The 13,051-nt window shown below is 65.0% G+C and carries 8 protein-coding genes; 3 read left to right on the top strand and 5 right to left on the bottom strand.

What is annotated here, in order from left to right; genetic code table 11:
* Positions 1-522 precede the first annotated feature (522 nt).
* From MRBLMS1_RS26045 to MRBLMS1_RS26055, 3 genes are all read right to left on the bottom strand, one after another.
* A complete protein-coding gene (locus MRBLMS1_RS26045) occupies positions 523-1,164 on the bottom strand; it encodes a TetR/AcrR family transcriptional regulator (RefSeq protein WP_128139372.1) in 642 nt (213 codons plus the stop codon).
* A gap of 11 nt (positions 1,165-1,175) precedes the next feature.
* Positions 1,176-3,602 carry a membrane-bound PQQ-dependent dehydrogenase, glucose/quinate/shikimate family gene (locus MRBLMS1_RS26050; protein WP_485883091.1) on the bottom strand — a complete coding sequence of 809 codons (2,427 nt, stop codon included), beginning with the start codon at positions 3,600-3,602 and terminating at the stop codon, positions 1,176-1,178.
* Positions 3,603-4,016: 414 nt separating this feature from the next.
* Positions 4,017-5,063, bottom strand: a complete 1,047-nt coding sequence (locus tag MRBLMS1_RS26055; RefSeq protein WP_219329380.1) for an NAD(P)-dependent alcohol dehydrogenase — start codon at positions 5,061-5,063, stop codon at positions 4,017-4,019.
* Positions 5,064-5,242: 179 nt separating this feature from the next.
* On the opposite strand from MRBLMS1_RS26055, the gene MRBLMS1_RS26060 reads away from it, so the two are divergent.
* Positions 5,243-6,181 (top strand): AraC family transcriptional regulator, encoded by a 939-nt coding sequence (locus MRBLMS1_RS26060; protein WP_456131026.1) that lies wholly within the window; start codon positions 5,243-5,245, stop codon positions 6,179-6,181.
* On the opposite strand, the gene MRBLMS1_RS26065 is transcribed toward MRBLMS1_RS26060, so the two are convergent.
* Positions 6,163-9,735 carry a hydantoinase B/oxoprolinase family protein gene (locus MRBLMS1_RS26065; protein WP_485883094.1) on the bottom strand — a complete coding sequence of 1,191 codons (3,573 nt, stop codon included), beginning with the start codon at positions 9,733-9,735 and terminating at the stop codon, positions 6,163-6,165. The genes MRBLMS1_RS26060 and MRBLMS1_RS26065 overlap by 19 nt on opposite strands.
* Positions 9,736-9,868: 133 nt before the next feature.
* Here MRBLMS1_RS26065 and MRBLMS1_RS26070 point away from each other — a divergent pair, with 133 nt between their 5' ends.
* Positions 9,869-11,413, top strand: a complete 1,545-nt coding sequence (locus MRBLMS1_RS26070; RefSeq protein ID WP_485883096.1) for an NAD(P)H-hydrate dehydratase — start codon at positions 9,869-9,871, stop codon at positions 11,411-11,413.
* Between the two features lie 117 nt (positions 11,414-11,530).
* Here MRBLMS1_RS26070 and MRBLMS1_RS26075 read toward each other — a convergent pair whose 3' ends face one another.
* On the bottom strand, positions 11,531-12,283 hold the full coding sequence (locus MRBLMS1_RS26075) for an ABC transporter ATP-binding protein (RefSeq protein ID WP_046685128.1): 753 nt from the start codon (positions 12,281-12,283) through the stop codon (positions 11,531-11,533).
* On the opposite strand from MRBLMS1_RS26075, the gene MRBLMS1_RS26080 reads away from it, so the two are divergent.
* Complete coding sequence (locus MRBLMS1_RS26080; RefSeq protein ID WP_485883098.1) at positions 12,282-12,971, top strand: arylesterase; 690 nt, start codon at positions 12,282-12,284, stop codon at positions 12,969-12,971. The genes MRBLMS1_RS26075 and MRBLMS1_RS26080 overlap by 2 nt on opposite strands.
* The last annotated feature ends 80 nt before the right edge of the window (positions 12,972-13,051 follow it).

The raw sequence follows: 13,051 nt of genomic DNA on the forward strand, positions 1-13,051 counted from the left end.
GCGCCGCCCCCGCCTACGCACAATTATGAAGACCGTCTCTGCTTGGTTTTCATCCCTGCGCTTGTGACCGTTCTTCTCCACGCTGAAAAATCGTTGGGCAGGTCATTGACAGAGCCTGAAGTCATCGCTATCCGTGACAAAGCGGTTTGCATGACGATGCCGGCTTCACAAGCTGAAATGATGGAGGCGAAACGCGGCTACCCGGACATTGTTGCAGAGGCTGTTTGGCCTGAGTGGCAATCGGCGCGCCAACAACTCGGTCAATCATGATCATTGAGGCTCGTTACTCAGTAATCGCCCAGCGATTGTTCACCTTTAGGCTGCCAATTAAGTCAGCCGGCATCTAATTCCCCGACTTAAGAATCAGTTCCCCCAACGTCCGCTTCGGGGCGAAAGAGACGTACACGACGGCCAGGGATAAGATGGCGCAGGTGTTCCTGGCAGGACTAACTCCACGGCTAACGCAATGCTGCCCGACGGCTTCAGCTGCTCACCTTTCAGCACAGTCGGATTACGGCCCCGCTAGTCCGCCCTGCGTTCCACCCGCGCCACCACCAGCTCAATCAACTCCGCAATCAGCGGCCGGAACGTAGCCGCATTGCCGCCCTGCCCCAGCATCACGGTACGCGTGGTCAGATGCGAAAAAACAGCGTCGAACAGGATTTGCGGCAGGTTGGAAAACGAGGTATCGGGCGCGATGCGGCCCTGGGTGCGCTGCTGTTCCAGCAGGCGCAGGATGAGCGCATGCCACACTTGCGGGCCGTGTTCGTACCAGGTCTGGCCCACGGCTGGCACGGCGGCGGCGCCCGTGACGACGAGGCGGTAGAAATCCACGTGGCGGGGGCTGGTGACGACGGCCACCAGTTCATCGAGGATCAGCTGCAAGCCCTGTTCCAGGCCCGCTTGCGAGGTATCGAGCTGGCGCAGCGCGATGATGAAGTCGGCGCACAGGTATTCGACCACGGCTACCAGCAGTTCCTGCTTGCTGCCGAAGTAGCGGTAGGCGGTGGCTTTCGAGCCGCCCGCCTCGGCCACGATGGCGTCCATGCTGACGCCGTCGTAGCCGGAGTCAAGAAAGAGTCTCGATGCCGCCACCAGCAGCTTGCGCCGCCGCTCCTCGCTTCGGGTACTCGGGGAAGCTGGAACGGTGCGCAACTGGGGCATGAAGCAAACTCTTACTGTGTCTTGGGAAGCGCGTATGCTATCACGTAATCCCCGCGGTCCGGGCTCTGGCGGGCGCCGCCCGCGACCACCACGACGTACTGGCGACCCGACTTGGGCGACACATAGGTCATCGGCGTGCCTTGCGAGCCGACGGGCATGCGCGCCTTCCACACTTCATGGCCGGTGGCGATATCCATGGCGCGCAAATAGTAATCCTGCGTGCCCGCATAAAACACGAGGCCGGACGCCGTGCTCATGCCGCCGCCCAGGGTCGGCATGCCTAGCGGGATGGGCAGCCTCGCCTTGACGCCATTGACCACCGCATCCTGCACCGTACCGGCCGGACGCTCCCACACTTTTTTCTTGGTCTTGAGGTCGATGGCGGCAAACACGCCCCATGGCGGGCTTTGGCACGGTATGCCCAGCGGCGAATTGAAGGCCTTGTGGTCGATGACGAACGGCGTGCCATCCATCGGATAGGTGCTGCCCACGCCGTGGCCCGACGTCAGCTTGGCCACGTCCACCGTTTCGCGCGGCACCAGCTTGACCACTTGCGGCATGCGGATATCGTTGACAAACATATAGCCATTGCTTTCATCGACGGCCGCGCCGCCCCAGTTGAAGCCGCCATAGTAGCCGGGGTAGATCAAGGTCTCTTTCGTGCTTGGCGCCGTGAACTCGCCCTGGTAATTGAGCTTGCGGAAGCTGATGCGGCAGGCCAGCTGGTCGAAGAAGGTGGCGCCCCACATGTCGCGCTCCGTGAGCGTTTCCGCACCAAGGGCCGGCATGCCGATGGAGTATGGCTGCGTCTTGGCCACCCAGTCGCCGGCCGCGTGCTCCTGTGGCACGGGTTTTTCCAAGACTTCCGCAATCGGTTTGCCCGTGCGGCGGTCCAGCATGAAGATCTGGCCACGCTTGGTCAGCTGCACCAGCGCGGGGATCTTGCCACCCTTGCTGTCCGGGACGTCGTACAGCGCCGGCTGCGCGGCCACGTCATAATCCCAGATATCGTGGTGGACCGTTTGATACGTCCAGCGTTCGCGGCCCGTGGCCATGTCGAGGGCAACGATGGCCGACGCGTATTTTTCCGTCAGCGGCGGACGCTTGCCGCCCCAGAAGTCCGGCTGCTCGTTCCCCGTCGGCAGGTAGACCAGACCCAACTCATCATCAAACGCGGGCGCCGACCACATGTTCGGCGTGCTGCGCGTGTACGTCTGCCCTTCCGGCGGCAGCTTCGTGATAGCCGGATTGCCCAGGTCCCAGGCCCACACCAGTTCCCCCGTGTCGGCGCTGTAGGCGCGCACGACGCCCGACGGTTCATCGGTGGAGCGGCCATCGAACACCCAGCCGCCGAGGATGATCAGGTTGCGCGCCACCGTGGGCGCGGATGTGTAGGCGTAGTACGGCACGTTCATCTTGACCTTGCCCAGGCCGACGGTGAGGTCGACCGAGCCCTTGTCGCCGAAGCCTTCGCACTGCTTGCCCGTCTGCGCGTCGATCTGGATCAGGCGCGCATCCATGGTCACTTGCACGATGCGCTTGGCGCACGCTCCCGCGACAGGCGCGCTGGCCGCCTGCATGCCGTCAAAATGGAAAGGATTCGCCACCTTCGCCGGCTCGTAATAGCCGACGCCGCGGCAGCGGTTCCACGTCTTGATGTTGGCCGGCTTCGGATCGAAGGTCCAGCGCTCCTTGCCCGTGTCCGCATCGAGCGCGATGACCTTGCTCGTCGGCGTGCACGTATAGATGGTGTCGCCGATCTGCAGCGGCGTGTTTTGCGATTCGGACGCGCCTTCGGCCAGTTCGCCCGAGCGGTAGGTCCACGCCACTTGCAGCTTGTCGATATTCTGCTTGTCGATCTGCGTGTACGGCGCGAAGCGCGTGCCCTTCGGGCCATAGCCGTAGTGCGCCCAGTTGGCGCTGCCGCCGTTCACCGCCGCCAGCGCATCCTGCTGCGGCTGCACGGTGGCCTCAAGCACGCCATGCGGCTTGAACATGGCGGCGAAACCGGCCACCAGCACGACGGCAACCAGAGCCGCGAAACCGCGCGACTGGCCAGTGTGCTTGCGCCCCGCCAGCCACGGATGCAGCAAGGCGGCCACCAGGCCGATGACGAGGAACGACGCCAGGCGCGGTACCATGGGCCAGAAGGCGAAGCCGATTTCCCACACGGCCCAGACCAGGGTGGCGATGACCAGCGCGGCGACGATGCCGCTCGCCAGCGGTTTGCGGCGCAGATACAGCACGCCGGCGAGGAGCAGGCCGAGACCGGCCAGCAGGTAGTACCAGGAACCGCCGAGGGTAATGAGTTCGATGCCGCCGGCGGCCAGGGCCAGGCCGGAAAATCCGAGAAAAATACCGAAAACCGTCAAGGCAAGCCGCTTGCCCCTGAAGACCGCCGGGATCACCGGCGCTCCTTTATTTACTGAAGTGTCCATTTTTTATCCATGACGCCTCCCCTGCCCAGGCAAATACGCCGGGGATGGCTGGTTTTTTTCAAATCTACGTAGTAAAACTGTACTGTACGGTTTCATTTTATGCCGATTTTTGATGCAAGGAAAGAAAAATTGACGCGGGAGCTTGATTTTTGGCGGGGATGGGGAGTCCGCGGGGATGTCGGATTACGCGCTTGCGCGCTAATCCGACCTACCGGAACGCTGAACGTGCGTAGGTTGGATTAGCGCAAGGCGCGTAATCCAACAAACACAGGTCAACCAGATAACAGCCGGTTTTGCTTTTAAAGCATACCGGTTGGAACGCCCGAAAAATGCCCAGGGCTAGGCGCCGCGTCGAAGACAGTACGAATAGTACGGCGAGACGCGGTAACAACGCCCTGGGCTTTTTCTCGAACGTTACAAAGATGCCATGTCGATCACGAAACGATAGCGCACATCGCTCTTCACTACCCGCTCGAACGCCTCATTGATATCCTGGATGCGGATGATCTCGATGTCCGACACAATATTGTGCTTGCCGCAGAAATCCAGCATTTCCTGGGTTTCCTTGATCGAGCCGATCATGGAGCCGGACAGGCTGCGGCGCGCGCCCACCAGGCCGAAGGCACTGATCGGCGGCACGGCGCCATCGGGGATGCCGACGATGACCATGTTGCCGTCGACTTTCAGCAGGTTGATGTACTGGTTCCAGTCGATCGCCGCGCCCACGGTGCAGATGATCAAATCGAACGTGCCGGCCAGTTTGGTGAACGTTTCCGCGTCGTTGGTGGCGTAGTAATGGTCGGCGCCCAGGCGCAGGCCGTCTTCGCGCTTCGACAAAGTCTGGCTCAGCACCGTCACTTCGGCACCCATGGCGTGGGCGATTTTCACGCCCATGTGGCCCAGGCCACCCATGCCCAGGATGGCGACCTGCTTGCCAGGACCGGCTTTCCAGTGGTTCAGCGGCGAATACAGGGTGATGCCGGCGCACAGCAGCGGCGCCGCGGCGTCCAGCGGCAGGTTGTCGGGAATCGACAGCACATAGCCTTCCTTGACGACGATGCTGTCCGAGTAGCCGCCCTGCGTGGCCGTCTTGCCGTCCGCTTCGACGCCGTTGTAGGTCTGGATCAGGCCTGGCATGTACTGTTCCAGGTCCACGTTGCGCGTCTTGCAGGTGGTGCACGAGTCGACGAAGCAGCCCACGCCCACGTGGTCGCCCACCTTGAACTTGCTGACGTTGGCGCCGACGGCCGTGACGACGCCGGCGATTTCATGGCCGGGCACCATCGGGAAAGCGGCGCCGCCCCATTCGTCGCGCGCCTGGTGGATATCGGAATGGCACACGCCACAGTATTTGATCGAGATGGCCACGTCGTCTTCGCGCGGGGCGCGGCGCTCGAACGTGAACGGTTGCAGTGCGGAAGTCGGGCCCAGTGCGGCGTAGCCTTTGGCGATGGTGGTCATGAAAACTCCTGTATCTAGATGTGTGTGGCGAGGGGTGACGCGTGCCATGCATGCGATTGCACAAGTGTGCCCGAGATGCCCGGCCGCCGTTACCGCGATCCTGCAAGACCTTTGCACGATCCTCCAAATCTGCGTAAGATCAGCCCCTGCCCTTCTTCGCCTCACGCATACTGAACGCCATGTCCACGCCACTTACTCCGCAAGATGAAATCGCCGCCCTGATCAGCCGCCACGCGCCGCGCACGGGCGACTACACGACGGCCATCGGCAACCTCAGTTTCCACCGCCAGTCGTCTGTCACGGAATCGCTGTTCCATGCGGCGCGCCCCAGCGTGGCCATCATCGCGCAGGGCGCGAAAGACGTCACCCTGGGCACGGAAACCTTCCACTACAGCCGCATGCAGTATCTGCTGACGTCCGTCGACTTGCCGGTGCAGGTGCGCGTGGTGGAAGCAAGCGTGGACAAACCGCACCTGTGCGTGGTGCTGGGCATCGACATCGCCGACGTGGCCGCGCTGCTCGACAGCGAAAGCGGCAGCGACAGCGTGGCGCAGCAGAAAATCCTGCCCGCCACGCGCGGCATTTCCGTCAGCGACGTGTCGGCCGAACTGCTCGACGCCATGCTGCGCCTCGTGCGCCTGCTCGACAAACCGGGGGAAATCGCCACCTTGGCGCCATTGATCCGCCGCGAGCTGACCTACCGCCTGCTCAATGGCCCTGTCGGCGCGCGCCTGCGCCACATGGCGCTGGCCAGCAGCCAGTCGCACCAGGTGGGGCAAGCCATCGACTGGATCAAGCACAATTATTGCGAGCCGCTGCGCATCGAGCACCTGGCCGGCATGGCGAACATGAGCATGTCGTCGCTGCACCACCACTTCAAGGCGATTACGGCCATGACGCCGATGCAGTACCAGAAACTGCTGCGGCTGCAGGAGGCGCGGCGCCTGATGCTGGTCGAGCAGATCGACGCGGGCACGGCCGGCTACCGGGTCGGCTACGCCAGCGAATCGCAGTTCAGCCGCGAATACAGCCGCCAGTTCGGCCGCGCGCCCATGCGCGACGTGGGCCAGGTGCGTGCGCAGCTCAGCGGAGCCACGGCCTATTCCGTCTTGCCGTAGCCGCCGCCGCCGGGCGTCTCGATCACGAACACGTCGCCGGGGTACATGTCCGTCTTGCCGATATGGGGCAAGTGCTCCACCGTGCCGTCAACCCGCTCGACGTAATTGCGCCCCAGCGCGCCCGGCGCGCCGCCGTCCATGCCGAAAGGCGGATGGATGCGGTTGTTCGACAAGATCGCCGCCGTCATCGGCTCCAAAAAGCGCACCCGGCGCACGCCGCCATTGCCGCCGTGCCAGCGCCCCGCCCCGCCCGAACCTGCGCGAATGCTGTAGCTGTCGAGCCGCACGGGAAAGCGCCACTCGAGAATTTCCGGGTCCGTCAGGCGCGAATTGGTCATGTTCGTCTGCACCACGTCCGTGCCGTCAAAACCGGGGCCGGCCCCCGAGCCGCCCGATATCGTCTCGTAGTACTGATATTTGGCGCTGCCGAACGTGAAATTGTTCATCGTGCCCTGCGAGGCGGCCATGGCACCCAGCGCGCCATACAGGGCGTTGGTGATGCAGGTCGATGTTTCCACATTGCCCGAGACGACGGACGCAGGATACTGCGGGTTGAGCATGGAACCGGGCGGGATGATCACCGTGAGCGGCTTCAAACAGCCCGCGTTCAGCGGTATATCGTCGTCGACGAGGGTGCGGAACACGTACAGCACGGCCGCCATGCAGACGGCGGACGGCGCATTGAAGTTGTTCGGCAGCTGGCTTGAGGTTCCCGTGAAATCGATGACGGCGCTGCGTGCAGCTGCGTCGACCCTGATCGCCACTTTGATCTGCGCGCCATTGTCCAGGTCCAGCGCGTAGCTGCCATCCTTCAAGGTCGTGATGACCCTGCGCACGGCTTCCTCGGCATTGTCCTGCACGTGGCCCATGTAGGCTTGCACGACCGGCAAACCGAAATGCGCGACCATCTTGTGCAGTTCGTCGGCCCCCTTCTGGTTGGCCGCCACCTGGGCGCGCAGGTCGGCCAGGTTTTGCCGGGGATTGCGGGCCGGCCAGCTGGCGCCCGCCAGCTGGGCCAGTGTTTCCGCCTCTGCTAACCGCCCCGTGGCGCCGTCGACCAGCTTGAAATTGTCGATCAACACGCCCTCTTCCTCGATGCGCGTGGAGTCGGGCGGCATGGAACCGGGTGTCGTGCCGCCGATATCGGCATGGTGGCCGCGCGAGCCGACATAGAACAGAATGGCGCCGCCCGCTTCGTCGAACACGGGCGAGATCACCGTCACGTCGGGCAGATGCGTGCCACCGTGGTACGGGTCGTTCAGCATGTAGACGTCGCCCGGCCGCATGGCGCCCGCATTGCGCGTCATGACGGTGCGGATGCTCTCGCCCATGGAACCCAGGTGCACGGGCATGTGCGGCGCGTTGGCGATCAAATGGCCTTGCGCGTCGAAGATGGCGCAGCTGAAATCGAGCCGCTCCTTGATGTTGACGGAATGGGCCGTATTTTGCAGGCGCAGCCCCATCTGCTCGGCGATCGACATGAACAGGTTATTGAAAATTTCCAGCATCACGGGGTCGGCATTGGTCCCGATGGCGCGGCGTTCAGGCAAGGCGGCGACCCTGCGCAAGACCAAATGGCCGTGCGCCGTCACTTCCGCGCGCCAGCCCGGCTCGATGACCGTGGTGGCATTGGCGTCGCTGACGATGGCCGGGCCATCGATAGTATCACCAGGGCGCAAGCTGTCCGCCGCATACAGGCCGCTTGGCCGCCACGCGCCGGCGCAGTACATGTCCACCGTCTGCACGGGCGCCAGCCCACCCGCGCGCGCCGCATGGGCCGGCGCGGCCACTCGCGGCGCATCGGACGCGCCGATGGCTTCCACGGAAATGGCTTCGACGATCAGCGCACGCGCCGGCATCAGAAAGGAAAAGCGTTTTTTGTACGCCGTTTCGAACTGCGCCTGCATGCTGGCCACCGTATCGAACAGCACGACGAGGGCCGAATCCGTGCCTTCGTAGCGCAGGTGCACGCGCGACACCAGCGCGACGCGTTCCTGTGCCACGCCCTGGCGCAGCAAGTCGCCACGCGCCAGTTCACCCAGTTGCGCGAAATCGCCGGCCAGGTCCGCGCCCAAGGCCGCTTCGATGGCACGCTCGCGCATCGCGCTCTGGTCGGCCAAGCCCATGCCGTAGGCCGACATGACGCCCGCCAGGCTGTGGATGAACACCGTGCGCATGCCCAGCGCGTCGGCCACCAGGCAGGCATGCTGGCCGCCCGCGCCGCCAAAGCTGGTCAGGGTGTATTCGGTGACGTCGTGGCCGCGCTGCACGGAAATCTGCTTGATGGCGTTGGCCATGTTGCCGACCGCGATGGCGACATAGCCTTCGGCCACCTGTTCCGGCGTCGAGTTCACCGTGCGCGCCAGCGCTTCGAACTGGGCGCGCACGGTGGCCACGTCCAGCGCTTCATTGGCCTCGGGGCCGAAGACGCGTGGGAAGAACGCAGGCTGCAGCTTGCCCAGCATGACGTTGCAGTCGGTGACGGCCAGCGGGCCGCCGCGCCGGTAGCTGGCGGGGCCGGGATTGGCGCCCGCGCTGTCCGGCCCCACCTTGTAGCGGGCGCCGTCGAAATGCAGGATGGAGCCGCCGCCAGCGGCCACCGTGTGGATGCTCATCATGGGCGCGCGCATGCGCACGCCGGCGATCTGCGTCTCGAACACGCGTTCGAACTCGCCCGCGTAATGCGACACGTCGGTGGACGTGCCGCCCATGTCGAAGCCGATGACTTTATCAAAACCGGCCAGCGCGCTGGCGCGCACCATGCCGACGATGCCGCCGGCGGGACCGGACAAAATGCTGTCCTTGCCCTGGAAGGCACGCGCATCCGTCAAGCCGCCGTTCGACTGCATGAATTGCAAATGCACGCCGGGCAGCTCCATCGCCAGCTGGTCAACGTAGCGGCGCAAAATCGGCGACAGATAGGCGTCGACCACCGTGGTGTCGCCGCGCGCCACCAGTTTCATCATGGGGCTCACTTCGTGCGACACGGACACCTGCGTAAAACCGGCTTCGCGCGCCAGCTGCGCCACCCGCGCCTCGTGCGCGTGATGGCGGTAGCCGTGCATCAGCACGACCGCGATGGCGCGCACGCCGCGTCCATAGGCCTGTTCCAGCGCCGTGCGCGCGGCCGTCTCGTCGAGCGGGGTCACGACGTCGCCATGGGCGCCCACGCGCTCATCGATCTCGATCACGTCGCCATACAGCAGTTCGGGCACAATGATCTGGCGCGCGAACAGCTGCGGGCGGTTCTGGTAGGCGATGCGCAAGGCGTCGCGAAAACCGCGCGTGATGGCCAGCACGGTGGGCTCACCCTTGCGTTCGAGCAGCGCATTGGTCGCCACCGTCGTGCCCATCTTGATGGCGCCCACCAGTTCGACGGGCAACGGCGCACCAGGCGCCAGGTCCATCAGCTGGCGCATGCCCGCCAGCGCCGCGTCGCGGTACTGGCCCGGGTTCTCCGACAGCAGTTTATGCGTGGCCAGGCTGCCGTCAGGACGGCGCGCCACGATGTCCGTAAAGGTGCCGCCCCGGTCGATCCAGAATTGCCAGTCCATCGCCTTGCCCCCCGTACTTATGTGAGATGGCTATTGTAGCCGCACAATTACGGCGCACCGCAGGCGTGCGCGGCTTGCCTTTCGCCCGCTTCGGCCTTATGTTGAAGATATGCTGACTAACGGAACACGCTCCATGAACCTGATCGACTCTGCCGCCCCCTTGTATTCCATCGCCGAACTGCGCGCCATCGAACAGGCGGCCATGCGCGACCTGCCGCAAGGGCTGCTGATGCAGCGCGCGGGCCAGGCTGCCGCCAGTGCCGCCCTGAAGCTGCTGCATGCCCAGGACGATGGCGAAGACGCGGGCCACCGGCGCGTCCTGGTGCTGGCTGGCCCCGGCGACAACGGCGGCGACGCGCTGGAAGCGGCCGCGCACCTGGCCGGCAGCGGCACCGAGGTGCTCGTCTGGCTGGCGCCCGAGGCGCAAGCCACGTCGCCCGAGCGCGAACAGGCGCTGAGCCGCGCACGCAACAGCGCCGCGCGCTTCATGGATGCGGCAACGTCGATGGCGTCGGCCGCGGTGGGCGCGGCGCCATGGCACCTCGTCATCGATGGCCTGTTCGGCATCGGCGCATCGCGCCCCCTGGACGGCGAATGCCGCGACATGGCGCAGCTGGTCAACAACCTCGATTGCCCCGTGCTGGCGCTCGACGTGCCCAGCGGCCTGAATGCGGACACGGGCGCCATCGACGGCGTCGCCATCCGCGCCACGCATACGCTCACCTTCATCGGCGACAAGCCGGGCCTGCACACGGCGAATGGCCGCGACCATGCGGGGGATGTGGAAGTGGCGGCGCTGGCCATCGCCCCTTCCCTGCTGCCGCCCGCCAAGACCCAGCTGGGTGGCCTGCACCTGTTCGCCCGCCATCTGCTGCCACGGCGCCAGAACACGCACAAGGGCAGCTACGGCAGCGTGGCCATCATCGGCGGCGCGCAAGGCATGGCCGGCGCCCCCATCCTGGCGGCCCGCACGGCCCTGCATGCGGGCGCGGGACGAGTGTATATCGCCTTTCCCGACGCGCCGCCCGCCTTCGACAGCGGCCAGCCGGAGCTGATGTGCCGGCACGCGAGGGACGTGGATTTCTCGGGCCTGCACTTCGCCGCGCTGGTGGCCGGTCCCGGCCTCGGCGACAAGGCCGGCACGGTGGAGCTGCTGCAGCGTGCCATTGACAGCGACAGCCCGCTGCTGCTGGACGCGGATGCGCTGAACCTGATGGCGGCCGAGCCGGAGCTGCAATCGGCGCTGGCCGTGCGCACGGGCGCGGGAGCGACGATATTGACGCCGCATCCGCTGGAAGCGGCGCGCCTGCTCGACCTGACGGTGGCCGAGGTGCAGGCCGACCGCCTGGGCGCGGCGCGCCAGCTGGCCACGCAGCTGGGCGTCATCGTGGCATTGAAAGGTTCGGGCACGGTGATCGCCGCGCCCGATGGCCAGGTCGTCGTCAACAACACGGGCGGCCCCGCGCTGGCGACGGCCGGCACGGGCGACGTATTGTCCGGCCTGTGCGGCAGCCTGCTCGCGCAAGGCTGGCCTGAATGGGAAGCGGCGATAGGCGCCGTGTGGCTGCATGGCGCGGCGGCCGATGCGCTGGTGGCCGCAGGCAGCGGCCCGATCGGGCTGACGGCGGGGGAATTGATACCCGCGATACGCAAGTTGATCAATGCCTTGTCGGCATAAGCATCTGGCGCGCTTGTGCAGGATTACGCTGCGCTAATCCAAGCTACGCCCCGAAGGTCGCGTAGGTCGGGTAGGTCGGATTAGCGGAATGCGTAATCCGACAACCGCCACTAACAATCACACCAGCCGACCCGCCGCAATCGTAATCGTCCGCCCGCAACGGGCCGCGATCGAACTGTCGTGCGTGACGAGCACCAGGGTCGACCCGCGTTCGCGGTTCAGCTCGAACATCAGCTGGATCACGGCTTCGCCGGTAGCGGCATCGAGGCTGCCCGTCGGTTCATCGGCGAACAGCAGCGGCGGCTCCGTGACGAACGCGCGGGCCAGGGCCACGCGCTGCTGCTCGCCGCCGGACAGGTATTTCGGATAATGCTTCAGGCGGCTACCCAGGTTGACCCTGCCCAGCATGGCTTGCGCCTTTTCCTTCGCGTCCGGGTCGCCGCGCAACTCCAGCGGCAGCATGACGTTTTCCAGCGCCGTCAAATGGGCCAGCAGCTGGAAGGACTGGAACACGAAACCAAGCTTTTCCTTGCGAAAGCCGGCGCGGCCGTCTTCATCGAGGGCGAAGATATCGGTGCCGTCGAGGATGACCTTGCCTTCGCTCGGCGTGTCCAGTCCCGCCAGCAAACCCAGCAACGTGGACTTGCCGGAACCGGAGGCGCCGACGATGGCCAGCGTCTCCGCCGTTTGCACGGTAAAATCGACTTGATGCAGGATGGTCAGCTCACCATCGGCATCGGGTACGCGCTTGGCCAGCTGGACCACTTCGATGGCCGGCTGGGCATTTTGGCTGTTGGGTGCGGCGGGCCGCTGGGCCGCTGCGTCTGATGGGAGAAAACTGGTGGAAGTCGCTTTAGGGAATTCGGGCATGCTGATCTATCTTAAAAAATTTCGTGAACAAATAAGTGTCGAGGGCAGCAGCCGCATGCGGCGGCGTACGCTGTCCTTGCTTCCTGCGGCAGCCCTGCTGCTGGTGTCAGGCATGACGAACGCCTATTCTGCACCAAAAACGCTGCTGGTGCTCGGCGACAGTTTGTCTGCCGAGTATGGGCTGGCACGGGGCACGGGCTGGGTGGCGCTGCTGGAACAGCGGCTGCAAGCGCAAAAGAACGATACGCGCATCGTCAACGCCAGCATCAGCGGCGAGACCACCAGCGGCGGACGCGCGCGCCTGCCCGCCCTGCTGACCAAGCACCAGCCCGATGTCGTGCTGATCGAGCTGGGCGCCAACGACGGCTTGCGCGGATTGCCCGTGGCGGCCGCCGAAGCGAATCTGCGCGCCATGGGCGAGGCAGCCAAAAAATCGGGCGCGCAGGTGGTGCTGGTGGGCATGCGCATGCCGCCCAACTATGGCCGCGCCTATGGCGAGCAGTTTTATGGCGTGTACGGCAAGCTGGCCAAGGAATGGAAGGCGCCGCTGGTACCCTTCATGTTCGAAGGCATCGCCGACCAGCCGCAGCTGTTCCAGGCCGACCGCATGCACCCGAATGCGAATGCGCATCCGACGATTTTAAGGAATATCTGGCCGCGGCTGGCGCCGTTGCTGGGGGCGAAGTAAGCCGGTTAATAAGCTCACTCAATGTTCACCCCGAAGTCCGAACTGCCGGGGTCGGACCCTGAGGGTCCGACCCCAGTCTT

The sequence above is a fragment of the Massilia sp. LMS1-1-1.1 genome (genome assembly GCF_040815535.1).
In the GTDB taxonomy this organism is placed as follows: Bacteria; Pseudomonadota; Gammaproteobacteria; order Burkholderiales; family Burkholderiaceae_D; genus Janthinobacterium; species Janthinobacterium aestuarii.

Bases quoted from the DNA above. Each gene is read 5' to 3' on its own strand.
- MRBLMS1_RS26045 (WP_128139372.1), bottom strand. From the start codon at position 1,164: ATGCCCCAGTTGCGCACCGTTCCAGCTTCCCCGAGTACCCGAAGCGAG.
- MRBLMS1_RS26050 (WP_485883091.1), bottom strand. From the start codon at position 3,602: ATGGACACTTCAGTAAATAAAGGAGCGCCGGTGATCCCGGCGGTCTTC.
- MRBLMS1_RS26055 (WP_219329380.1), bottom strand. From the start codon at position 5,063: ATGACCACCATCGCCAAAGGCTACGCCGCACTGGGCCCGACTTCCGCA.
- MRBLMS1_RS26060 (WP_456131026.1), top strand. From the start codon at position 5,243: ATGTCCACGCCACTTACTCCGCAAGATGAAATCGCCGCCCTGATCAGC.
- MRBLMS1_RS26065 (WP_485883094.1), bottom strand. From the start codon at position 9,735: ATGGACTGGCAATTCTGGATCGACCGGGGCGGCACCTTTACGGACATC.
- MRBLMS1_RS26070 (WP_485883096.1), top strand. From the start codon at position 9,869: ATGAACCTGATCGACTCTGCCGCCCCCTTGTATTCCATCGCCGAACTG.
- MRBLMS1_RS26080 (WP_485883098.1), top strand. From the start codon at position 12,282: ATGCTGATCTATCTTAAAAAATTTCGTGAACAAATAAGTGTCGAGGGC.
- MRBLMS1_RS26075 (WP_046685128.1), bottom strand. From the start codon at position 12,283: ATGCCCGAATTCCCTAAAGCGACTTCCACCAGTTTTCTCCCATCAGAC.